The organism is Ruegeria sp. SAZD013, from assembly GCF_059612525.1.
Window position 1 is genome coordinate 107,855 of record NZ_JBXWQT010000019.1, and the last position, 21,292, is coordinate 129,146.

Here is a 21,292-nt window from a genome sequence, read left to right on the forward strand (position 1 = left end):
AAAGTTAGGACATGGCTCGCCTTACGGCTATCTTTGTCAAAACACTGATTCCGAGGGGGAGCATGAAAGACCTCCAGTCCGCATTTTACGAAAACCTTCCCTTGCAGCGCGATTTTACCCGTCTGGCAGACCCCGCGCAGTTTTCAAAACTGCCCGATGATTGGGTTCTGGGTGTTGCTGATATTGTCGATTCAACGGGCGAAATCGCGCGGGGCCGGTACAAGACTGTCAATACTGTGGGCGCTGCGGTAATTTCGGCCATGATCAACGCAATGGACGGCGCGTTGTTTCCATATGTCTTTGGCGGCGATGGGGCGGGGTTTGCTGTCCCGCCCGGAAAAGCTGAAACCGCCCGGACTACGCTGGCGGATTTGCGGCGCTGGGCAGATGAAGAATTCTCCATGCCTTTGCGGGCAGCGCTGGTGTCGGTGGCTGATATTCGCAAAGCGGGTAAGGATCTGCGCGTTGCGCGCTATGCACCCTCTACCGGAGTGGATTACGCCATGTTTTCCGGCGGTGGTCTGGCCTGGGCCGAGGCCGGGATGAAAGCCGGGAAAAATATGGTCACACCCGCCGGGCCAGGTGCGCAGCCGGATCTGACAGGCCTGTCTTGCAGGTGGTCCAACAGCCCGGCCCGTCACGGTCAGATCGTTTCGCTGGTCGTACAGCCCACACCGTCAGCAACCGAACGGGACTTTGCCGATCTTGCGCAATCCGTCCTGTCCGCGTCTGAAACACTGGATCGCGCAGGCCATCCGGTGTCGGAAAAGGGTCCGCCCTTAGCGTGGCCTCCACCCGGCCTTGACATCGACGCTCATGTGTCGCGCAACGGGCGTCATGTGATTTTGCACAAACTCGTCCTGCTGGTTCAGAACCTGTTGATCGCAGTATTGTTCAAAACTGGCCTGCGGATGGGACGCTTTGAGCCGGACCATTACAGACATATGGTCAGCAGTAATGCCGATTACCGAAAGTTTGATGACGGGCTGAAAATGACGCTCGACTGCGATCCGGACACGTTGCGCCAAATCGAACACCTGCTTGAAGAGGCGCGTCGCCGGGGGAAGATCAGATACGGTTTGCACGCACAGGACGAGGCGATGATGACATGTATCGTCCCCTCGGCCATGCGGGATGACCATGTGCATTTTGTTGATGGAGCCTCGGGCGGCTATGCGCAGGCCGCTGCGGCCATGCGCAGTTGACTGTTTAGGATGGTTTCCATTGCGCGGCCAGCGCACGAGCCGCTTGCGCCAGCAGCATCACATCTATGCCGACCGCCAGAAATTGTGCGCCCATGTCCAGATAGGTCTGACGTGCTTCGTCATTGGTGGCAAGGATGCCCGGCGCTCTGCCTGCGGCCTTGATCCGGGCCAGGGCGTCCGCGATGACCTCGCGCACCTCGGGTGCGGCGCTGTTGCCCTTGTACCCCATGTCGGTTGACAGATCAGCAGGGCCAATGAAAACGCCATCCACACCTTCGACTTGAAGAATATCATCCAACGCGGCCAATCCGGCGCGGGTTTCCACCTGCAACAACAGGCAGATTTCCTGATCTGCGGTCTGGATATAGTCGCTTGTCGACCCATACATCGTGGCGCGCGATGCCGCTGCACCAACACCCCGCACCCCGTCCGGCGGATAACGGCAGGCACGGACCAAGTCCTGCGCCTGAGCGGCGCTTTCGACAATCGGAACCAGTACTGTTTGGGCGCCAGCATCCAGAACCATCTTGATCAGCCAGGTCTCTCCGACAGGAACCCGCACAACGGGATGAGATGCGCTGCTGGCCAAAGCTGTCAGCTGATCCCGGATCGAGCGGATATCATTTGGTGCGTGTTCACCATCGATCACCAGCCAATCGAAACCCGCGGTTCCCATGATCTCGGCGGTGACGGATTCAGCAAAGCTCATCCAGCAGCCAACCTGCAGTTTGCCCTGTATTAGAGCCTGTTTGAATGCGTTTTGTGGGGCTGCCATGCTGAAACCTCATATTTCGACCGCAGGGGGTGAGAAGGACAAGAAGCGGATGTCGATGGCATCTTCAACGGTCGTTTTGAATTGTCCAGCCCGAAATCGGCCCGCATGACGGTGCAAATTCGGGTGAGGGCGCTGCTGCTGCGTGTCGGGTTGCTTGCTTATATCCCGGATTTCGGTGATAATTTTCTTATGACCGACGATCTCCCTCTGACGTCGCGATCTTTGCCCATTGCGCTTTTGCGGGCGCGGGAAAAGGTTATGGGACCCATTCGAGCAATGCTGGCTGACGCTGGCGTCACGGAACAGCAGTGGCGGGTGTTGCGGGTGTTGAACGAAGAAGGCCCACAAGAGCCGACCCACATCGCCGATCGCGCCTGCCTGTTGCTGCCAAGCCTGACGCGCATTCTTCAGAAGTTGGAGAACCGTGGACTGATCACGCGGCGCAGCCATCCGGCTGACCGACGGCGTCAGGTTGTTGAGATCAATACAAAAGGGGTTCAGATCATTCGTGCCAATCTGGCTGCAAGCACGGCCCAGGCGGAACGTATTCGATCTCAGCTTGGACCGGACAAGCATGAGTTACTGCTGGATCTGCTGAACGAGTTGAAGGACCTCGACTCCTGATTATTGGCACTGTATCCGATGTCGTTGGCAGTGACCCCGCCGGAAACTGTAGGGGGAGTCTCCGACGGGGCGGCCAGACCCGGACTGGTCGTTGGTGCCTGGCCCAAGACCGGTTACGTCAAACCTGACGGTCCGGCCTGTGCTTCGGAGTATACGAAAAGCCTGAAATGTGGCTCTGAACAGGGTCTTTTTGGCCCATGGGGGAGGGGCCTAGCACCTATACTCTCCGAAACTGGTTTAGGCAGTTGCCGATCGGTAAATGGGTCAGCGTATGGTTTGTCGACGTCACTTTGGTGGAATGCTTTACCAAAGCTGCTGTTCTGAATTTTGACGCCGCACCGAAATCGGCACGGGCCTGACTACCTGAGGATTTAGCCCGGCTTTTGACTGAGCCAAGAGTTGTTTCGATCTGTTTGTGTACTGGTGAGACCATAAAAACTGATGAAACCAATTTTTGACACGGCGTCAGTCATTCAGGTCAGAATTGAGCCGTTTCACGCTGAAACACCTCCTCGAGATTGGCGAAATACAGCGTGTTTTCCGGGCTTGCTGGCGGGTTTGGCAGACGTAATATGGCAGTTACGCAACCTTCAGGGATTATCATGCCAAACAGCCTGTTTTCGCTTCCGGACCCGATCACCATCCCCGTTGTCGGCGCGGCGGCCGGATATCCCATTGGACGGATCTTCTGTGTCGGTCGAAATTATGCTGCCCATGCCGCAGAAATGGGGAATGAGGTGGATCGCGAGGCACCTTTCTATTTCACTAAATCCGCCCCGAACGCCGTACTCTCAGGTGCGACGGTTCCTTATCCTGCCGGGACCGAGAATTACCACCATGAGATGGAATTGGCATTGGCCATTGGAAAACCCGTGTTTCGCGCCACCAGTGCGCAGGCGTGGGAAGCCGTTTTTGCCTATGGCTGCGCCCTGGATATGACGCGCCGTGATCTGCAAATCCGCGAGCGCAACAAGCAGCGGCCCTGGGATCTGGGAAAGGACGTCGAAAACGGAGCGGTCTTTGCCCCGTTGACACCAGCTGCCGACTGGACCCCGGAGGATGACAAACGCATTCAGCTAAGCGTAAACGGAGAGTTGCGCCAGAACGCGACCCTGGAGGAGCTGATCTGGAAGATCGACGAGATTGTCATGCACCTGTCCGGCTTTTACCACCTGCGCCCCGGTGACCTAATCCTGACCGGTACGCCGGCTGGCGTTGGTCCAGTCGTTGCAGGGGATGTTCTGACAGGTGAGATTGATGGGCTGGAACCGATCAAATTGTCCCTGTCCGACGCAGAATAGACCCTATTTAGGGTCTTTCAGCCAGTCCTTGGCGAAAGTCACATTTTCAACACCGGCCAGTCTCCGCACCCGGTCCAGCTCGGCGTTCAGGCGTCGGGTACGGGCATCTGACCAGCGCACACCGCGCTCGGGCCAGAGCGCTTTGACGTGCAGCAGGTCACGATCGCGGTGGGCTTTCATATCGATACGGCCAATCATACGGTCGCCCTCGAGCAGCGGAAAAACGTAGTATCCATAGGTTCGTTTGGCCTCGGGGACGAAAACCTCGATGCGGTAGCGAAAGCCGAACAGCCGCTCGGCCCGGCGGCGGTCGCGCAGCATGGGGTCAAACGGGCTGAGCACGCGAATGCGGCCTGGTGGTTGCGGTACTTCGGTCATCAGGTTTGGGCGGGCGTATGTCTTGCGCAGGCACCCATCGGCACAGGTGACCTCGATTTCTTCAATATCGCCACTTTCCAGCGACGCCGCGCACCAGTCTTTTGCCTCAGCCGCGCTGACGGTGTCCCAGAAAGCCGCCAACTCTCCGGATGTTGCAAATCCAAGCCGGTCCAATGCGGCGTTGCACAGCCAATCCACGGTCGCTTCGGCATCACAGGGCGTGTTTCCGGGGCAGAGCTGTGTTTCAATCACGCGCTCTGTCAGATCATAGCGTTTCTGGAACCCATCCCGACCGACGACGGTCAGGGCACCCGAGCGCCACAGATACTCCAACGCGGTTTTCGATGGGTGCCAGTCCCACCACCCGCCCGAACCCTTCTTTTCATCCTTGCCAACATCCGAGGACGACACCGCCCCATGGTCGCGGATGTGTTGCAGGACTGTGTCAAACTGCTGTTCGAACCCATCCCGCCGCCAGTTCTTCCACCGCGCCTTCAACATATCCGCATCCCGCTGAAAGCGCAGATGCCAATGCTGATAGAATTTCATCGGAATCACCGCCGCATCGTGCGTCCAATGCTCGAAAAGCGCGTTATCCCTTTCATAGAGCCTTTTTAGGTCGGCGCTGCGATAGGCGGGCCTGCGCGAGAACAGGATCATGTCATGGGCACGGGCAACGGTGTTGATGCTATCAAGCTGAACAAATCCAAGCCGGTGGATCAGATCCAGAAGCGCGGAACCTTTGGCCGAGCCTGAGGGTTGTTCACCCAATACGTGCCGGTCCATGAAGATCGCCCGGGCCGTCCGGTTGTCGAGCCTTTTCAGGGATGTGTTCATCGCCGTTTCAGCGTGTCACCATAACTGATCGTGGGGGTCAGAGTAACGCGTGTCTCGATCTCGGTATCAGGATTTTCCAGACGTTCGGCGATGATCTGGGCGGCTTGACGGCCGATTTCCAGACGACAGGCGTCCATCGTCGCGAGTTTTCGGGGCAAGCCCTGCAAAAGCTCGACATTGTTGAACCCGGCCAGGCCGATCTGTCCCGGAATATCGATACCCTGTTCCAGCAGGTACAGCAGGCCACCGGCCCCGATCATATCGTTCGAGTAATACAGGAAATCCAGCTCGGGTGAGCGTTCCAGCATGGCCTGGGTCATCTCGCGCCCTTTGGCCAGGGCCGATCCACCGGAATAGAACTCGCGATCCTCGATCTCGATCCCGTGCTTGCCAAGAACTTCGGTAAAGCCCTCGAACCGCTTCCGTGCGCGGTGATCCAGCGGCATCTTGGTGCCCATGAAACCGATATGCTGATACCCGGCCTTCAGGATTGCCTGTGCCATTTCGCGCCCCGCGCGGCGGTGTGAGATCCCCACCATCGCATCCACCGGCTTGCCATCCGTGTCCATGATCTCGACCACCGGAATACCTGCCGAATCTAGCATGGCTCGCGCGGCCTCGGTATGTTCAAGCCCCGCAATGATCACGCCGGAAGGCCGCCACGAGAGCATCTCGTACAGCACTTTCTCCTCTTTTTCGGGCAGATAATCGGTTACCCCGACCACCGGTTGCAATTCGGTGTCTTCCAACACCTGATTGATTCCTGTCATCACCTCGGGGAAGACCATATTCGAAAGCGAAGGGATGATCACCGCGATCAGATTAACCCGGCTGGACGCCAATGCGCCCGCGATCTTGTTGGGGACATAGCCAAGCTCCTTGGCGGCGGCCAGAACGCGGGTGCGGGTGGCGTCAGACACATCCCCCCGGTTACGCAGAACCCGGCTTACCGTCATCTCGGATACTCCGGAAGCCTCGGACACATCACGAAGGGTAAGCGGGCGTTTGGTTTCACTGTTCACGGGAGGCACCTGCGTTGTTGTTTTGTCCGATGGTAGCGTGAACAGGTCGGCGTGTACAACAATTGTGCAAAGGCGATGACAACCCGGAAAATCCCGGTTACAGAGAGCCTGACACGGCCCCGTGGCTCAACTGGATAGAGCAGCCCCCTCCTAAGGGGCAGGTTGCAGGTTCGAATCCTGCCGGGGTCACCAAAAATACCGTATTGTTTAACAGATACCGGGTTTCCGCGGCCAGTGGCGCCGTCATGATTTGCTAAGCTTTGCGAGGTCATATGCCGAAACATATAAAATTCTCGCTAATCGTTCTTCAATAACCTTGCGCAGCCCCTCTGATCAGAACGCCACCGATCATGGCAAGAGCGATCCAGTCCGTGAGATATCGTTCGAAATGGTCACGTCAGTGCTTCGGAGGTTTGATCCGTCAGTTTGCCTGAAGTCAACGCAGCAAGGGCCACCATCACGGTCGCGGTCCCGAGGACCAGTGGCAATCCTCCGATCTGGTAGGTCAGGCCTGATAGAACCGTGCCGATCAGCCGTCCTGTTGCATTTGCCATGTAATAAAATCCGACATCCATTGTCACACGTTCGGACCGGGTGAAAGCCAGGATCAGATAGGAATGCAGCGATGAATTCACCGCAAAGATTGCTCCGAAGATCAGCAGCCCAGCCACAAGCGTTGTGGTTAGCCAGGTTTCAGGCCCATGTGACAGCGAAATGGCCAATGTTAGAGTCGCAGGAACGCAGAAAAGGGCACTCGCCCAACTGCGCGCCGCGCGGATCAAATCGCCTTCGGTTCGATCCGCCGCACGAAGGATCTTTGGCGCGTAGGCCTGCACTGCGCCATAGAGGATGACCCACACCGCCATGAATGTTCCGATCATGAAGAACGCGGAACGGTTGCCGTCCTCGGTGCCATCCGACAGGACGGCGTAGAAATAGATCGGGATGCCGACCACGAACCAGACATCGCGCGCACCGAACAGAAAGACCCGCGCCGCGGACAGCCAGTTCACATTGGCGGATTTTGACAATACTTCCGAGAATTTCGCCCCTTTTCGCCCCTTCGGCAGGCCCGCTGGCATGAACAGGATAACTGCGAACAGGATCAGTGCCAGAACCGCCGCCATGACCAGGATTGCCGCCATGAATCCCAACGTGGCCAGCATGGCCGCGCCCAACAGGAAACCCAGCCCTTTGACGGCATTTTTTGATCCGGTCAGCGCAGCGACCCACCGAAACAACCCTCCGCCCTCGGCCGGGGCCAGTAATTTGACTGATGATTTCGACGACATCTTGGCCAGATCCTTGGCCACTCCGCTTGCCCCCTGTACCATCATCACAAAGCTGACCGAGGCGGTAACGGTCCAGTGCGGATCAAGCTGTGTCATGGCAAGCAACGCCACCACCTGCAGCCCCAATCCTGCATGAAGGGTGGACGTCAACCCGAACCGGGCGGCAATCCAGCCTGCGGCCAGGTTGGTGACGATCCCAGCAATCTCATAAAGCACAAACAGATAGGCCAGCTGAACCGGTGAGAATCCCATGGTGTGAAAGTGCAGCAGCACCAACATCCTGAGCGCCCCGTCAGTCAGCATGAAGGCCCAATAAGCCGCCGTGACCGCGACATAAGCCGACAGTCCTTCGGGCCGCTGGGTCACAGCGAGGACCCGACCATCAGCGCCACATCCACCAAGCGGTGCGCATAGCCCATCTCATTGTCGTACCACGCATAGATTTTCACCTGTGTCCCGTTTGTCACCATGGTCGAGGGCGCATCGACAATCGAGGAGCGTTTGTCATTGGTGTAATCGGTAGATACCAGAGGGCGGGTTTCATAACCCAGAATATCCTTCAGGTCACCCTCAGCCGCCGCTTTAAAGAGGGCGTTGACCTCGTCAACCGTGGTGGCCCGCTCAACTTCGAATACGCAATCGGTCAGCGAGGCGTTCAAAAGCGGCACCCTGACGGCGTGACCGTTCAGACGCTCCTTGAGTTCCGGATAGATCAGTGTGATGGCGGTGGCCGAACCGGTGGTCGTCGGGATCAGTGAGTTGAGGGCCGACCGTGCGCGCCGCAAGTCCTTTGCGGGCCGATCAACGATTGTTTGCGTGTTGGTCACGTCATGGATCGTAGTCATCGACCCGTGGCGGATACCCAGATTCTCGTGGATCACCTTGACCACCGGCGCCAGGCAATTCGTTGTGCAAGAGGCCGCTGTCACAATTTTATGGGTCGCGGGGTCATATGTGCTTTCATTCACTCCAACAACGATATTTGCCGTCGGGCCGTCTTTGACCGGGGCAGAGACGACGACTTTCTTTACCCCGGCATCAAAATATGGGGCCAGCTTGGCCTCGGTCTTGAACACGCCCGTACAGTCGATCACGACATCAACGCCATCCAGCGGCAGGGTGTTCAGGTCTTTCGTGCCGATGAACGGCAGGCGGGTTCCATTCACAGTGATGCTGTCGGCATCAAAGCTGAATTCTGCATCCCAACGCCCGTGTACCGTGTCGAACTCCAACAGATGCGCGTGCATCTGGGGGTCGCCGAAGGCATCGTTGATCCAGGCAATCTTTGCGCCCCGTTCCAACAAGGGCTTCAGGGCCAGTTTCCCCATTCGGCCAAGGCCGTTCACAGCGTAAGTCGTCATGGCGCATCCTCAAGTGGCGACCGCGCGATTTCATCAACGGCGGATTGCAGTGCGATCCGATCCAGGCTTTCAACCGGCAGCGATGTAAAGGCTTGAACCCGACGCTTCAGCGCGCCGTACGCGTTTTGAAAGGCCAGGCTTTTCTCGGCATCGGTGCCTTCTGCCTTGACCGGATCCGCCATGCCCCAGTGACCGCTGATCGGCTGGCCTTCCCACGCGGGGCATTCTTCGTTCGCAGCCTGATTGCAGACCGTAAAGACGAAATCCATTTCAGGTGCGCCCGGTCGCGAGAACTCGGATACATTCTTGGAGCGGAGCGCCGATGTATCATGCCCCTTGTCTTGCAGAACCCGAATTGCAAACGGGTTGAGTTCGGAAAACGGTCGTATGCCGGCCGAATACACATTGAACCGATTCCCGCCGATATCCCGCAAAAGGGATTCGGCAAAGATCGACCGGGCAGAATTACCCACGCAAATGAACAACACATTGAACTTTCGGTCAGCCATGGTTTCGCGCCCTTTGGCCAAGGGCATGCAAAGATCGGGTCGGCCACGGCAGCAATCCACGAGCAGGAAATCGAACATGTGCTGCACGTTCTTCATCTCAATCGAATAGAGCAGTGACGTCCCGGATCGTTCCTGCTTGACCAGCCCGGATCGCTGCAACGCGTTGAGATAGTTCGACAAGGTGCTGGACTTGATCCCCAGTTCCGACGCCAGTTCCCCCGCTGGAACAGTGTCAGGATACCGTCGCATCAACATGCGAAATACGGTGATACGTTGCGGGTGGCCAAGGATGGCCAGCTGGTCGGTTATCTCTTCCATCATATTTCATGAAATATAGAATAATAAACTTAGAGTCAAAACTACTCATGCGTCGTTACAAAAATTTCACAAACTGGAAGCTCGCCCCATTGGATTGATCATTGGCCCAATACGTCGACGACAACCTCTGGTGAAAAGGGGGGAAAGGCCCGAACGGACATAACTGGTCTTGCAGGCTTTAGGCTGACAGTTTAAATGGGCCATCTCATCCGGTAGAGGCCAGTTCCGGATGACTCAAGGCGCCGCTGTAGCTCAGCTGGTAGAGCACGTCATTCGTAATGATGGGGTCGGGGGTTCGAGTCCCTTCAGCGGCACCACAAGTTTCAGTATCCACTCATTGGAGTAAACCCTCCGACCTCCAGTCGGACCTGCTTCAGCGCGGAGAATCGTGTTATGATCTTACCCTCTGGAAAATGAGCCGCAGCCGGTTCGAAGGCTCATTTTCCAGAGGGTAAGGTCATGTAGTATGACACTGGCAAGCACTGTGTTTTCTATCACTGCTACCATATCGTCTGGTCGACCAAGTATCGCTACTAGGTGCTGACCGGTGCGGTGCGCTTGCGGGTGCGCGCCATCATCCGTTGGGTCTGCCACGAGAACGAGGTCGACATCTTGCGCGGGGTGTTGTCGAGCAATCCCGTGCATTTGTTCGTGTCGGTGCCGCCGAAGATTGCCATCTCGGGTCCGGTGCGCAAGATGAAGGGCCGTTCGTCTCACAAGGTGCAACGGGAACTTCCCGCCCTGCGCAGCCGCTACTGGGGTCGCCGGTTCTGGGGCAGGAGGTATTTCTCAACCACCAACGGTGCCATCACCGAAGACATCGTGCTGCAATACCTCGAAAACCATATCGCCGATCCTACCGACGCCAGTCGGTGGTCGTTCAGTCCTAACATTATATGAATTGAGGGTAAGTGTTTGGTATTATGCCTTAGCTCAGACAATCACTTTGATCGCTTCCTGTGCGCCCACGCCGAACACCCGTTTGTATCGCTCGATCTGATCCGCAGGGCCCATTGCCTTTTCCGGATTGTCCGACAGCTTTACCGTCGGGCGTCCGTTTGCGGATACGGCTTTGCAGACCAGTGAGAACGGTGCCAGCGCGTCATGAGGGACCAGTCCGCGGAAATCGTTGGTCAGCAAGGTACCCCAGCCGAAAGATACTTTGGTGCGGTCCGCAAACTGTGCATGCAATTCCTGAATACTGCCTACGTCCAACCCGTCCGAGAAAATGATCCGTTTTTGGGTCGGGTCCTCTCCGCGCGCTTTCCACCAGTCGATGGCCACCTCGGCGGCGGTAGCCGGGTCGCCGCTGTCGATACGAATACCGGTCCAGCCCGCCAGCCAGTCGGGCGCGTTGTCCAGAAAGCCCTTGGTGCCGTAGGTATCGGGCAGGATGATGCGCAGATTGCCGTCATGTTCGTCGTGCCAATCGCTGAGAACGTCATAAGGGGCCTGCGCCAGTTCGGCATCGGTGTCGGCCAACGCGGAATAGACCATCGGCAGCTCATGCGCGTTGGTGCCGATGGCCTCAACCTCACGCCGCATCGCGATCAGGCAGTTCGATGTCCCAGTAAACGCGGGGCCGAGCCCTTCTATCATCGCCTGCACACACCAGTCCTGCCACAGGAAGGAATGCCGTCGCCGCGTGCCAAAATCCGCGATGCCCAAACCGTTGATCGTACTCAGCTTCTCGATCTTTTCCCACACGCGGGTCATCGCGCGGGCATAAAGCACCTGTAGCGCAAACCGGCGCATGTCGTTCAGCACCGCGCGCGACCGCAATTCCATCAATACCGCCAGCGCCGGAATTTCCCACAACATGACCTCGTGCCATTTGCCTTCGAAGGTCAGTTCGTACTGATCGCCTTTGCATTCAAGGTGGTAAGGCGGCAGGCGCATATTCTCGAACCATTCCATGAAATCGGAACGGAACATCTGGCGCTTTCCATAGAACATGTTGCCCCGCAGCCAGGTGCTTTCCCCCCGGCTGAGATTAAGCGAGCGGATATGATCCAGCTGTTCCCGCAACTCGCCTTCATCAATCAAACGGGCCAAAGGCACGTGATTCGACCGGTTGATCAGGGAAAACACCACGTTTGTTTGGGGCTTGTTTCGAAACACTGACTGGCACATCAGCAGTTTGTAGAAGTCTGTGTCGATTAAAGACCGGACAATCGGGTCAATCTTCCATTTATGATTGTAGACACGGGTCGCGATGTCGACCATGGGGAACTCCTGCGATTTCCGTAGTTAGATCAATCGATTTCGGGAATGGCAAGAGTCGCTGATTTGGTGACAATGCCAGCATGACGTCACATTACGGGCTTATTGTGCAGTGTCTTCGCCGGTTAGTGAGAAAAGGGGATGGTAAGACGAAACTGAGTTTGTGAATGGGTCTCGAGTACGATTTTGACATTGTTAATGTAGCACTGAACGATTTCGACCCCGAAAAGCTGGGGTCAGCCTCTGATGTGGAACGCCAGGTGTGTGCGGTGTTTCGCGACATCAGAACAGCCGATGCGCTACGGGGAACATCGCCGAAAATCCGCAAGATTTTCCTGGATGCGGGGTTCAGCCTCGAGTCGCGGAACAGCGGCATCGTGCCCGGTGTGTTTCCGGCCGAAGATCAGGTGGACCGGGTCAGGATTCTGCGTTCTCTGTTTGAGAACATAAAATCGCGCGGCGTTCAGGGTGAGTATTGCGGCGAGTTCAACCTGTGGGACTTTCTGCATTACATACGGATGGCACAGCCCATGGCCGGGATCGTGCGTACGCGTCAGGTGCGCAAACCGCCGCCACCGCCACAGCAGCCCGTTTCGGCACGTCGGCGTTCTATTTCGGGGCGTATCGGGCTGGCGTTCGGGCTGGCCGTTATTCTGTTTGTGACGATCAAGTTGCTGGCAGCTGCCGGGGCGACACCTTAGGCCAGCGTAACACCGGCATCGCGCATGGCCTGTTGTGCGGCAGCCAGCGATCCGTCCATGTCAATCGCGCGGCAGGCATCCATCCGGACTGTGACATCAAATCCCAACCGGGCAGCGTCTACAGCCGAATAGTGAACGCAGAAATCGGTCGCCAATCCAACCAGTGTCAAACGGGTGATGCCTCGGGTTTCAAGATAGCCTTTCAGGCCTGTTGGCGTCTGATGGTCGTTTTCGAAAAACGCCGAGTAGCTGTCGATGCCACTGCGAAACCCCTTGCGCAGGATCAAATCGCCATCGGTGCGCAACTCGGGGTGAAACGCGGCACCTTTTGAGCCCTGAACGCAATGGTCCGGCCACAGCACCTGCGGGCCATAGGGCATGTCGATCAACTCCAACGGGCTTTTGCCATTGTGCGAGCTGGCGAACGAAGAATGCCCCGCCGGATGCCAGTCCTGCGTCAGGATCACGGCGTCAAACTCCTCCATCATGGCGTTGATCGGCGCGACGATTTCATCTCCTCCGGCCACTGCCAAGGCACCGCCGGGGCAAAAGTCGTTCTGGACATCAATGACAAGCAGGGCATGGGTCATGGCGGCCTCCGTATAACTGCCTTATCGGTAGGGGGCTGGGCGCGGGGCGTCAATGCAATCCCTTGCGACTCCGGGTTTGCGAGGGTAGATCGCGCATATGTACACGATCGCTGCCCTCTATCACTTTACCCGATTCCCGGACCCTGTCGCGCTGCGCGAACCGTTGCTTGATCTGTGCCGCGCGCAGTCCGTCACGGGAACGCTGTTGCTGGCGCAAGAAGGCATCAATGGCACCATCGCAGGCCCACGCGCCGGGATCGATGCGGTTCTTGCGCATATCCGGGCTCTGCCCGGTTGCTCGGATCTGGAGTGGAAAGAGGCGTCCTCGGACCATCCGCCTTTCGGCAAGATGAAAGTGCGGCTGAAGAAAGAGATTGTGACCATGGGTCAGCCGGATGTCGATCCGCGCGCCCGTGTCGGCAACTATGTCGATCCGCAGGACTGGAACGATCTGATCCGTTCGGACGATGTCGTGGTGATCGACACCCGCAATGACTACGAAGTGGCGATCGGCACGTTTGAAGGCGCAATAGACCCTGAAACAGCCAGTTTCCGCGAATTTCCGGCCTGGTGGGAGGCGAACAAAGATCGCTTTCACAACAAGCGCGTTGCCATGTTCTGCACCGGCGGTATCCGGTGCGAGAAGTCCACCAATTACCTGCTGGGGCAGGGGGTCGAGGATGTCTATCACCTCAAAGGTGGTATCCTGCGCTATCTTGAAGAGATGCCATCCGAAGACAGCTCGTGGCAGGGTGACTGCTTTGTGTTCGACAACCGCGTCTCGGTTGGCCACGGCCTTGTTGAAGGGCCGCACAAGCTGTGCCATGGCTGCCGTCGCCCGATCCTGCCCGAGGATATGAAACGCCCCGAATATGAACATGGCGTGTCCTGTCACCAATGCATCGACGAGACCTCCGAGGCTGACAAGATGCGCTTTCGTGAACGGCAAAAGCAGATAGTGCTTGCGCGCAAGCGGGGCGAGCCGCATTTGCGGCAGGACTGAAAGCGGGTTGCAGGCCCTTGCTTTAGGTCGGATGATCACCGTCAGACTAGGCTGAGAGGGTGTTCATGCACCGCAAACCCACAACTCTGGAAGAATGGAAATCGACCCTGATTGCTGCATTGGGGCTGGTTCTGACAAGTTTTCTTGCCTGGTTCGGGCTATCGCGTCTTAACGAAACCGCTGCGGGTGACATGATCGGAACAATCGCGTCGGTTGGCCTGCTGATCTGGCTGGTGTCGCAATCCTGGTATTACATGACCCAGGTTACATCGCCGCGGCGGCTTTTGTTCCTGATGGGTGTGTCATTCATCCAGGTCGTCCCGTTCCTGTTTGCCGCCGTCTACGGAGCTTTTGGGTACAACGATAATTGTGTGGTCGGGGCGCAGGGTCCGGGGGATGTCCTGTATTTTTCATATGTCACCTTCACCACGGTCGGGTATGGCGACATGTCCCCGACCGGCCTGTGCCGCGGGCTTGCCGTGTCCGAGGCTGTGACCGGTTACATTCTGCTGGGTATGTTTGTTGCGGCTGCGGTTGCGCTTTATACCCGCAATCATGCGCCAGAAGACCCAAAATAAGGTTTATCTGTTGTGCTCAATCCAGCGGGACATCATTTTCTTGTCTCGAAAACACTCGGACGGGATCGGGCGACGCTTGCTGCGTGAAATCCGTTCAGCGAACGCCACCTGCTTGCCCGTCGGGTAATTGTCGAATTGCGAGGTGCCACATGATTTGTGGGCCGAAATCCAGTCGGACAACAATCGCCTGTCACGTTGAACTTCGACCGGGATCTCAAGCGCTGATTTCTCGGCAATGGCGCGCGCATATCGCATCTGCCGGTCTGTTACCGGAAGCAGGTGGTAGTCATTGTTTGGCCCGTTCAGGGCCGCGTGGCGCATGTGCTGGGTCATCGGTTTGTCCTCTGACTGTGTGGAACATATATAGAACATTAACCAAAGAATTTCAAGATTTGTGCGCGGTGGCAGGCGTGACCTTGCCGCTTGGATGATTTTATTGACTGGCCAGTCAATAACCATTAGGGCCGATTCAAAATGACCAAATGCCCCGCCCGGACGGGGTCGAGCGAAAAGGACACGGTATGAAGTTTCAGCCCAAGGCCAGCCATTTCATCGACGGCACCTATGTCGAGGATACCGATGGCGCGGCCATTGACGTGATCTACCCCGCTACCGGCGAGGTGATTGCCCGTCTGCATTCGGCGACACCGGCGATTGTAGAAAAGGCTCTGAACAGCGCGAAAACCGCTCAGGCAGCTTGGGCCGCACTGACCGGAACAGAACGCGGCCGCATTCTGCGCCGCGCGGCCGACATTATGCGCGACCGCAACTACGACCTGTCGGTTCTGGAAACCCATGACACCGGCAAACCGATTCAGGAAACCACGGTGGCAGATGCCACATCGGGTGCAGATGCGCTGGAATATTTCGGCGGGTTGGCCGCCTCTCTGACCGGCGAGCATATTCCGCTGGGCGGTGGAGATTTCGTCTACACCATCCGTCAGGCGCTGGGCGTTTGCGTGGGCATTGGTGCGTGGAACTATCCCACGCAGATTGCCTGCTGGAAAGGTGCCCCGGCGCTGGCCTGCGGCAACACAATGGTCTTCAAGCCTTCGGAAACCACGCCCCTTTCGGCATTGAAAGTGGCCGAAATTCTGGTCGAAGCCGGCGCACCCAAGGGTGTCTACAACGTGATTCAGGGCTATGGCGACGTGGGGGCCGCACTGGTCACCGATCCGCGTGTAGCCAAGGTCTCGCTGACCGGATCGGTGCCGACAGGCCGCAAGGTCTATGCCGCGGCAGCTGACGGCATGAAGCACGTCACCATGGAGCTGGGCGGCAAATCTCCGATGATCGTCTTTGAGGATGCCGACATCGAAAACGCGGTGTCCGGCGCGATCCTTGGCAACTTCTATTCATCGGGCCAGGTCTGCTCCAACGGTACCCGCGTCTTTGTGCAAAAAGGGATCAAGGATGCCTTCCTGAAACGCCTGTCCGAACGTCTGGCCAATGCCAAAATCGGCGATCCGATGGACGAGGACGTCAGCTTTGGCCCGATGGTCAGCGAAAACCAGTTGAACATCGCGCTGAGCTATGTCGACAAAGCCAGGGCCGAGGGCGCAAGGCTGGTGTTCGGCGGCAACCGGATCGAAGGCGACGGTTTCTACATGCAACCAACCGTTTTTGCGGATGTGAACGATGACATGACCATCGCGCGCGAGGAAATCTTTGGCCCCGTCATGTCGGTGCTGGATTTCGACACGGAATCCGAGGTCATGGCCCGTGCCAATGACACCGAATTTGGTCTGGCTGCAGGCGTCTTCACCAATGACCTGACCCGCGCGCACCGTGTTGTGGCCGGGTTCGAGGCGGGGACCTGTTATATCAACACCTATAACCTTGCCCCGGTCGAGGCCCCGTTCGGGGGATCGAAAATGTCGGGTGTCGGACGCGAGAATTCGAAGCTTGCGATCAACCATTTTTCGGAAATGAAAACAGTCTACGTGTCCATGAACGGCGTCGAAGCCCCTTACTAGGGTCTCTTCTTCATACGTTTTCCTCTGTTCCCGACATTTGGCGTCGGGAACAGAGTACAAGCCCGCCCTTACCTGTGGCTGACTTTCCTGTACCGGCCCCGCCCGACAGGAGAGCTCTCATGACGCATAACCCGCAGACAAATACATTTTCCAGGGTTGCCGATTTCACGCTGACCCGCGCGGCCTCGGACATGCCCGAAAGCGCACTAGAGGCCGCGGCGCTGATGATGCTCGACACGATGGGGATCCTGATCGCATCCGGCCCGATGCAGGCAGGTGTGATCGCTCGGGACACGGCAGCGTTGCTTTATGCCAGCTCCGATCCTGCTTATGGCGCACGGATGCTGTTCGATGGTCGTACCGTCAGCATGGCAGGTGCTGCCTATGCCGCCGCTACGCAAACCGACAATCTGGATGGTCACGACGGATATAACCCCACCAAGGGCCATATCGGGGTGGTCGTATTGCCAGCGCTGTCCGCACTGGCCGAACATTGCCCGAACCTGACCGGACCCGAGGCTTTGGCAGCGGTCGTCACCGGGTACGAGGTGGCCGGGCGCGCGGGCCTGTCACTGCACGCCAGTGTCAGCGACTACCACACATCCGGTGCCTGGAACGCGCTGGGCGTGGTCGCGATGGCGGCGCGCCTGCGCGGATTGTCTGCCGACCAGATGCGGCAGGCGATGGGGATCGCCGAATATCACGGGCCACGCAGCCAGATGATGCGCGAGATTGCCAACCCGACAATGCTGCATGACGGGTCGGGCTGGGGCGCGATGGTGGGGCTTTCCGCCGCTGTTCTGGCTGAACGCGGCTTTACCGGCGCGCCCGCCATCACCATCGAGGCGGAAGAGGTCAAACCCTACTGGGATGATCTGGGCACCTTCTGGCAGGTCGAACATCAATATGTAAAACCCTATCCGATCTGTCGCTGGGCCCATGCCGCGATTGATGGCGTGCGCGCTGTCATGATCGCGCATGACCTGACCAGCGCGCAGATCGAAACAGTGCATATCAACAGCTTTCATCAGGCGGCCTGTCTTTTTGCGGGGCTGCCCGAAACAACTTCGCAAGCGCAGTATTCCCTGCCATTTGCCGTGGCAGTTCAGGCCGTTTACGGGCGCATCGGCGTTGAACATATCTCAAGGTCTGGCCTGTCTGATCCCGCGGTCGCCAATCTGATGTCCCGCATCACGGTCGCGGAAAGCGAACACCACAGCGTCCGGTTTCCTGAAGGGCGCTGGGCAGATGTCACGATCACAACAACGGATGGCCGTGTTCTGAAATCCGGGGATATTCATGCCCGCGGCGGCCCCGAGGCCCCCATGACACGGGACGACGTCATCGCCAAATACATGCAGTTTGCAGCCCCTGTGCTTGGGGAAGTACGTGCCGACCGCATCCGTCGTGTAATACTTGGCTGGCCGGACAAAAGCGTGCGGTATGCAGACCTGACACCGCTGATTTTTGATCCGCCAGAACCGTGAACCGCGCCCCGTCCTGCCTGCATCGATCCGGGCAATTGGTCCGGTCGGTTGGGAAACCTCACTCCACCCTGACCGTGTTCAGCATTTCGACGATCCTCTGCCGCGTTGCCTGACTGTCCTCCAGTAGGCTTCCCGCATCAGCCAGCGGCTTGCCTGACACGCGAACCGGCGGGGCCAAAAGGGCCTCCGCAGTTTGGTTGAGGCTTGCGTATCTTCCGTCAGATGGCCCCGATCTTTTCCCCGGCAACCCGGCCAGCCATAGGTATCGGTTCGCCTCGTCCTGTTGCCCGCGGCTCTGCATGAGTTCGGCCACTGCGGCGTAGTCCTGCACCTTGTCCAACGCCTGCGCCCGCAGGACGAGCGCCTCATCCGAGGTATCATTGGCCAGCTCAAGCATGGCCTGTTGCGGGCGGTCCGACAACAACGCCGCACGGGCGCGCAAACGGGCGCGCTCTGATCGCCGGGCCTGATCTTCAGGCCTGTTTGTCAGCGCAACGGCCTGATCGGCAAAGCCAAGCACGGCCAAGCGTTCGGCCAGTGCAATCGCGGTATCCGTGGACAGCGCCGCCATGCGATCCGACTGCTGCACCAGCGTAACCTGACGCAAAAAGGTAAGGTCGTCTGATCGCTCTGCCAGCAATTGCAGGTGACGGTTGAAAGCGCTGTTGCTGTCCGGGCCGTCTGGCAAAGACTGGATCACATCGAATGCGCTGTCGAAATCCTGACTCAGACCCAGGGCAATCGCATGGGCGCGGTTCATCATCGGGCCCAGTTCGGATCGCCGGAATTCGATCGCGTAAGACGCGGCCAGTTCAAGTTCCCTTGAAGACACGGTCTTGCGGTCTGACCACCGATTTTCCACCAGCCGGGCCAAAGCCAAAGGCGCTTCGGTCTTTGTCCCGGCCGAGGTCGCGACCTCGGTCAGCAGGGCCTCTTCAAGGGCGCCGTTGCCTTCGGCTTCGGCGACGCCAGCCCGGGCCAGCGTGGCGTTCGGGGACGGGTTCTGTTCAACCCGGTCGACCGAACGCATTATCCTGCGCGCGGCCTCAAGCTCTTGCGCGTTTGTCAGGATATCCGAAAGCCGCGCGCCAAGATGGCGGCGAAGATGCTCTGGCAGCTTTGCAAAGCTGTGTTCGATGGCTTCAAGATGTGCGTCGGATGCCAGCTGACCTTCGGACAGCACGGCCCAAAGTGCGACGTCGCCGTTACACCGTTGCTGGCCCCTGAATGGATTTGGCACCTGTGCTGGCCGCTCATCCACCAGCCGTGCAATCCCTTCAACATGTCCAGCCTCTTCCGATGGGGTGTTCAATAACTGCAAAACCTTTTGCGCCTCGGCCCCAAAGCCGTGATAGGCATAGAGCTTTGCCAGGCTCAGCGCGCTTTCCGCGTCAAGACGGTCGAACTCTTTGTATAGGGCGGTGCGCAAGGCGGACACCTGCTCTGGAAACGGGCGCGTCCCGGACCATGTCGTGAACCCCAGTTCAGCCGTTGAGATACAAACCGGGTTGTCGTCGATCTGCTGCAAACCAGAGTTCAGAATGTCCTGCAGATCATCCAGAACCGAGGTCACGCGGATGTTCGATGTCAATCCGGGTAACAGCGCCACGGCCTCGGACGAGGCAGAACGGCGCGGTCCGACAGGTGCCAGATTCAGGTCAAGCAGCTCACGATCCGCCCCTTGCACCAGACGGGTCGACAATTGATCCCTGATCCCTTGCGTCTGCCCGGTCAGAAGCGGCAGGTCGAGCTGGGAAGGAAGCTTTTGTTCCGGGGGCTGAGGTTTCAGAGCATCCCGATTTATTCGGGTCGGCGGAGGGATATCTGCAAGTAGGGGCGGCAGGGCTATTGCTGGTGCAATGTCCAGAACGATCATCGAGTTTCGAAACAGGAACGCCGACGCCGTGCAATCGCACCCGAATTCCAGCTCAAGCGCGCCACCGGGTTGCGCCTGCGACAGCGCGGCCAGCCGATCTGATGTCAACCGCTTAAACACCGAACCCGTCCGAAATGTGACACCCTTCAGGTCAATTGCCAGCTTGGCACCGTTCTTACGCTGGCTCAGAACCCAGCCCGTATCCGGTGGAACGTTGAAAACCAGCCGGGTGTAGCCGTCATGTTCACCGGACCGCACAATCACCTCTTCAGAGGTTGCGGCCGTTGCAAGAGTGATCAACGCTGCAACCAGTATCGCGGTTTGCCTCATGCCGCTGCCCGTTTGAGCTCTTTCAAGGCATCCTCAAGCTCAGAGAAACCGGGGCGGTTATGCGTTGGTGTGTTCTGGCGTCCCACCTCAATGCACATTGCGGCATTGTGGTTGTGCAGGTTTGCAACCAGAACTTCCTTGATCAGCTGATAGAAGTGGTTGTCTTCCTCGACCACGGATTTCAGCTTGGCCGCAAAGGGACCGACCAGTCCGTAGGCCAGAAAGACGCCCAGAAACGTACCCACAAGGGCGCCGCCGATCAGTTTTCCCAGAACTTCCGGTGGCTGATCAATGGACCCCATTGTCTTGATTACCCCCAGAACGGCGGCGACAATTCCAAGCGCGGGCAGGCCATCGGCCACGGTTTGCAAGGCGTGGCTCGAATGCAGGGCATGGTGGAAATTCGCCTCCATCCGCTTCTCCAGAACCTCTTCGACCTGATGCGGATCGTCGTAATTCATCGCCGCGGACCGCATCGTGTCGCAAATCAGATCAACCGCTTCTTTGTCGGCTAGAATTCTGGGGTAGGACGAAAACAGGTCAGAGCTGCCGGGGTCTTCGATATGCTGTTCCACCTCTACCGGATTGGCGCGGGCAATGCGAATGAGGGAAAACAGCAGACACAACAGGTCGCGGTAATCTTCGGGCTTCCATTTCGGGCCTTTAAAGACTTTCCCCATGTCCTTGATCGTGTGTTTCACGCCGCCGATGTCGTTGCTGATCAAAAAGGCACCAACCGCGGCACCACCGATCATCATCATTTCAAACGGAAGCGATTTCAGAATGATGGCCATCTTACCGCCAGCGGCCAGATAACCGCCGAAGACCATAACGAAAATGACGACAATTCCAACAATTCCAATCATCTGAGATCTCCGGCTATGTGTGTTGCAACCGCGGGGGACA

Annotated in this window: 19 protein-coding genes, 2 tRNA genes and 1 pseudogene; 11 read left to right on the plus strand and 11 right to left on the minus strand. The window is 57.9% G+C overall.

Annotated elements, in window-relative coordinates; genetic code table 11:
• The first annotated feature begins 62 nt into the window (after positions 1 to 62).
• Positions 63 to 1,205 carry a DUF3095 domain-containing protein gene (locus tag AC2FLU_RS05595; protein WP_480605369.1) on the plus strand — a complete coding sequence of 381 codons (1,143 nt, stop codon included), beginning with the start codon at positions 63 to 65 and terminating at the stop codon, positions 1,203 to 1,205.
• A gap of 4 nt (positions 1,206 to 1,209) precedes the next feature.
• On the opposite strand, the gene AC2FLU_RS05600 is transcribed toward AC2FLU_RS05595, so the two are convergent.
• A complete protein-coding gene (locus AC2FLU_RS05600; protein ID WP_480518138.1) occupies positions 1,210 to 1,980 on the minus strand; it encodes an HpcH/HpaI aldolase family protein in 771 nt (256 codons plus the stop codon).
• Between the two features lie 189 nt (positions 1,981 to 2,169).
• On the opposite strand from AC2FLU_RS05600, the gene hpaR reads away from it, so the two are divergent.
• Both hpaR and AC2FLU_RS05610 read left to right on the plus strand, forming a co-directional pair.
• Positions 2,170 to 2,604 (plus strand): homoprotocatechuate degradation operon regulator HpaR, encoded by a 435-nt coding sequence (gene hpaR / locus AC2FLU_RS05605; RefSeq protein ID WP_480494048.1) that lies wholly within the window; start codon positions 2,170 to 2,172, stop codon positions 2,602 to 2,604.
• Between the two features lie 602 nt (positions 2,605 to 3,206).
• Positions 3,207 to 3,905 (plus strand): fumarylacetoacetate hydrolase family protein, encoded by a 699-nt coding sequence (locus AC2FLU_RS05610; RefSeq protein ID WP_496808977.1) that lies wholly within the window; start codon positions 3,207 to 3,209, stop codon positions 3,903 to 3,905.
• A 3-nt stretch (positions 3,906 to 3,908) separates the two neighbouring features.
• Here AC2FLU_RS05610 and AC2FLU_RS05615 read toward each other — a convergent pair whose 3' ends face one another.
• Positions 3,909 to 5,120, minus strand: a complete 1,212-nt coding sequence (locus AC2FLU_RS05615; RefSeq protein ID WP_496808944.1) for a winged helix-turn-helix domain-containing protein — start codon at positions 5,118 to 5,120, stop codon at positions 3,909 to 3,911.
• Positions 5,117 to 6,142 carry a LacI family DNA-binding transcriptional regulator gene (locus tag AC2FLU_RS05620; RefSeq protein ID WP_267366879.1) on the minus strand — a complete coding sequence of 342 codons (1,026 nt, stop codon included), beginning with the start codon at positions 6,140 to 6,142 and terminating at the stop codon, positions 5,117 to 5,119. Before AC2FLU_RS05620 ends, AC2FLU_RS05615 begins: the two co-directional genes overlap by 4 nt.
• A 115-nt stretch (positions 6,143 to 6,257) precedes the next feature.
• On the opposite strand from AC2FLU_RS05620, the gene AC2FLU_RS05625 reads away from it, so the two are divergent.
• Positions 6,258 to 6,334 (plus strand) — tRNA-Arg (locus AC2FLU_RS05625).
• A gap of 200 nt (positions 6,335 to 6,534) precedes the next feature.
• On the opposite strand, the gene arsJ is transcribed toward AC2FLU_RS05625, so the two are convergent.
• Genes arsJ through AC2FLU_RS05640 form a run of 3 tightly spaced genes read right to left on the minus strand, consistent with a single transcriptional unit; the run spans position 6,535 to position 9,625 of the window.
• Positions 6,535 to 7,800 carry an organoarsenical effux MFS transporter ArsJ gene (gene arsJ, locus AC2FLU_RS05630; RefSeq protein ID WP_496808943.1) on the minus strand — a complete coding sequence of 422 codons (1,266 nt, stop codon included), beginning with the start codon at positions 7,798 to 7,800 and terminating at the stop codon, positions 6,535 to 6,537.
• Complete coding sequence (locus tag AC2FLU_RS05635; protein ID WP_480554353.1) at positions 7,797 to 8,795, minus strand: ArsJ-associated glyceraldehyde-3-phosphate dehydrogenase; 999 nt, start codon at positions 8,793 to 8,795, stop codon at positions 7,797 to 7,799. Before AC2FLU_RS05635 ends, arsJ begins: the two co-directional genes overlap by 4 nt.
• Positions 8,792 to 9,625, minus strand: coding sequence for an arsenate reductase/protein-tyrosine-phosphatase family protein (locus tag AC2FLU_RS05640; protein WP_496811903.1), 834 nt, complete (start codon positions 9,623 to 9,625; stop codon positions 8,792 to 8,794). Before AC2FLU_RS05640 ends, AC2FLU_RS05635 begins: the two co-directional genes overlap by 4 nt.
• Before the next feature lie 238 nt (positions 9,626 to 9,863).
• On the opposite strand from AC2FLU_RS05640, the gene AC2FLU_RS05645 reads away from it, so the two are divergent.
• Both AC2FLU_RS05645 and tnpA read left to right on the plus strand, forming a co-directional pair.
• Positions 9,864 to 9,939, plus strand: a tRNA-Thr gene (locus tag AC2FLU_RS05645).
• A 190-nt stretch (positions 9,940 to 10,129) separates the two neighbouring features.
• A pseudogene (gene tnpA / locus AC2FLU_RS05650) lies at positions 10,130 to 10,522 on the plus strand (IS200/IS605 family transposase).
• Positions 10,523 to 10,555: 33 nt separating this feature from the next.
• On the opposite strand, the gene pncB reads toward tnpA, so the two are convergent.
• Positions 10,556 to 11,848: a nicotinate phosphoribosyltransferase gene (gene pncB / locus AC2FLU_RS05655; RefSeq protein WP_480554357.1), complete on the minus strand. Its 1,293-nt coding sequence runs from the start codon at positions 11,846 to 11,848 to the stop codon at positions 10,556 to 10,558.
• 164 nt (positions 11,849 to 12,012) lie between these two features.
• Here pncB and AC2FLU_RS05660 point away from each other — a divergent pair, with 164 nt between their 5' ends.
• Positions 12,013 to 12,546 carry a hypothetical protein gene (locus tag AC2FLU_RS05660; RefSeq protein ID WP_480518057.1) on the plus strand — a complete coding sequence of 178 codons (534 nt, stop codon included), beginning with the start codon at positions 12,013 to 12,015 and terminating at the stop codon, positions 12,544 to 12,546.
• Here the strand turns inward: AC2FLU_RS05660 and pncA are convergent.
• On the minus strand, positions 12,543 to 13,136 hold the full coding sequence (gene pncA / locus AC2FLU_RS05665) for a bifunctional nicotinamidase/pyrazinamidase (RefSeq protein ID WP_480518055.1): 594 nt from the start codon (positions 13,134 to 13,136) through the stop codon (positions 12,543 to 12,545). The genes AC2FLU_RS05660 and pncA overlap by 4 nt on opposite strands.
• Before the next feature lie 97 nt (positions 13,137 to 13,233).
• On the opposite strand from pncA, the gene trhO reads away from it, so the two are divergent.
• Positions 13,234 to 14,139, plus strand: coding sequence for an oxygen-dependent tRNA uridine(34) hydroxylase TrhO (gene trhO / locus AC2FLU_RS05670; protein ID WP_480474312.1), 906 nt, complete (start codon positions 13,234 to 13,236; stop codon positions 14,137 to 14,139).
• 65 nt (positions 14,140 to 14,204) lie between these two features.
• Positions 14,205 to 14,717 carry a potassium channel family protein gene (locus tag AC2FLU_RS05675; protein WP_209505145.1) on the plus strand — a complete coding sequence of 171 codons (513 nt, stop codon included), beginning with the start codon at positions 14,205 to 14,207 and terminating at the stop codon, positions 14,715 to 14,717.
• Positions 14,718 to 14,720: 3 nt separating this feature from the next.
• Here AC2FLU_RS05675 and AC2FLU_RS05680 read toward each other — a convergent pair whose 3' ends face one another.
• Positions 14,721 to 15,050: a hypothetical protein gene (locus tag AC2FLU_RS05680; protein WP_480493982.1), complete on the minus strand. Its 330-nt coding sequence runs from the start codon at positions 15,048 to 15,050 to the stop codon at positions 14,721 to 14,723.
• Between the two features lie 188 nt (positions 15,051 to 15,238).
• On the opposite strand from AC2FLU_RS05680, the gene betB reads away from it, so the two are divergent.
• Both betB and AC2FLU_RS05690 read left to right on the plus strand, forming a co-directional pair.
• Positions 15,239 to 16,693 carry a betaine-aldehyde dehydrogenase gene (gene betB, locus AC2FLU_RS05685; protein WP_480556392.1) on the plus strand — a complete coding sequence of 485 codons (1,455 nt, stop codon included), beginning with the start codon at positions 15,239 to 15,241 and terminating at the stop codon, positions 16,691 to 16,693.
• Between the two features lie 119 nt (positions 16,694 to 16,812).
• Positions 16,813 to 18,180, plus strand: a complete 1,368-nt coding sequence (locus AC2FLU_RS05690) for an MmgE/PrpD family protein (RefSeq protein ID WP_496715153.1) — start codon at positions 16,813 to 16,815, stop codon at positions 18,178 to 18,180.
• A 58-nt stretch (positions 18,181 to 18,238) separates the two neighbouring features.
• Here the strand turns inward: AC2FLU_RS05690 and AC2FLU_RS05695 are convergent, their stop codons facing one another.
• Positions 18,239 to 20,386, minus strand: coding sequence for a hypothetical protein (locus tag AC2FLU_RS05695; protein ID WP_496808941.1), 2,148 nt, complete (start codon positions 20,384 to 20,386; stop codon positions 18,239 to 18,241).
• On the minus strand, positions 20,383 to 21,252 hold the full coding sequence (motA, locus tag AC2FLU_RS05700; protein WP_480518043.1) for a flagellar motor stator protein MotA: 870 nt from the start codon (positions 21,250 to 21,252) through the stop codon (positions 20,383 to 20,385). Before motA ends, AC2FLU_RS05695 begins: the two co-directional genes overlap by 4 nt.
• Between the last annotated feature and the right edge of the window lie 40 nt (positions 21,253 to 21,292).

What these genes read in the sequence shown, in the direction of transcription:
- AC2FLU_RS05640 (WP_496811903.1), bottom strand. Translation starts at nt 9,625, where the DNA reads ATGATGGAAGAGATAACCGACCAGCTGGCCATCCTTGGCCACCCGCAA.
- betB (WP_480556392.1), top strand. Translation starts at nt 15,239, where the DNA reads ATGAAGTTTCAGCCCAAGGCCAGCCATTTCATCGACGGCACCTATGTC.
- AC2FLU_RS05680 (WP_480493982.1), bottom strand. Translation starts at nt 15,050, where the DNA reads ATGACCCAGCACATGCGCCACGCGGCCCTGAACGGGCCAAACAATGAC.
- AC2FLU_RS05675 (WP_209505145.1), top strand. Translation starts at nt 14,205, where the DNA reads ATGCACCGCAAACCCACAACTCTGGAAGAATGGAAATCGACCCTGATT.
- pncB (WP_480554357.1), bottom strand. Translation starts at nt 11,848, where the DNA reads ATGGTCGACATCGCGACCCGTGTCTACAATCATAAATGGAAGATTGAC.
- hpaR (WP_480494048.1), top strand. Translation starts at nt 2,170, where the DNA reads ATGACCGACGATCTCCCTCTGACGTCGCGATCTTTGCCCATTGCGCTT.
- AC2FLU_RS05690 (WP_496715153.1), top strand. Translation starts at nt 16,813, where the DNA reads ATGACGCATAACCCGCAGACAAATACATTTTCCAGGGTTGCCGATTTC.
- AC2FLU_RS05600 (WP_480518138.1), bottom strand. Translation starts at nt 1,980, where the DNA reads ATGGCAGCCCCACAAAACGCATTCAAACAGGCTCTAATACAGGGCAAA.
- AC2FLU_RS05610 (WP_496808977.1), top strand. Translation starts at nt 3,207, where the DNA reads ATGCCAAACAGCCTGTTTTCGCTTCCGGACCCGATCACCATCCCCGTT.
- pncA (WP_480518055.1), bottom strand. Translation starts at nt 13,136, where the DNA reads ATGACCCATGCCCTGCTTGTCATTGATGTCCAGAACGACTTTTGCCCC.
- AC2FLU_RS05660 (WP_480518057.1), top strand. Translation starts at nt 12,013, where the DNA reads ATGGGTCTCGAGTACGATTTTGACATTGTTAATGTAGCACTGAACGAT.
- trhO (WP_480474312.1), top strand. Translation starts at nt 13,234, where the DNA reads ATGTACACGATCGCTGCCCTCTATCACTTTACCCGATTCCCGGACCCT.
- AC2FLU_RS05595 (WP_480605369.1), top strand. Translation starts at nt 63, where the DNA reads ATGAAAGACCTCCAGTCCGCATTTTACGAAAACCTTCCCTTGCAGCGC.
- AC2FLU_RS05695 (WP_496808941.1), bottom strand. Translation starts at nt 20,386, where the DNA reads ATGAGGCAAACCGCGATACTGGTTGCAGCGTTGATCACTCTTGCAACG.
- AC2FLU_RS05615 (WP_496808944.1), bottom strand. Translation starts at nt 5,120, where the DNA reads ATGAACACATCCCTGAAAAGGCTCGACAACCGGACGGCCCGGGCGATC.
- AC2FLU_RS05635 (WP_480554353.1), bottom strand. Translation starts at nt 8,795, where the DNA reads ATGACGACTTACGCTGTGAACGGCCTTGGCCGAATGGGGAAACTGGCC.
- motA (WP_480518043.1), bottom strand. Translation starts at nt 21,252, where the DNA reads ATGATTGGAATTGTTGGAATTGTCGTCATTTTCGTTATGGTCTTCGGC.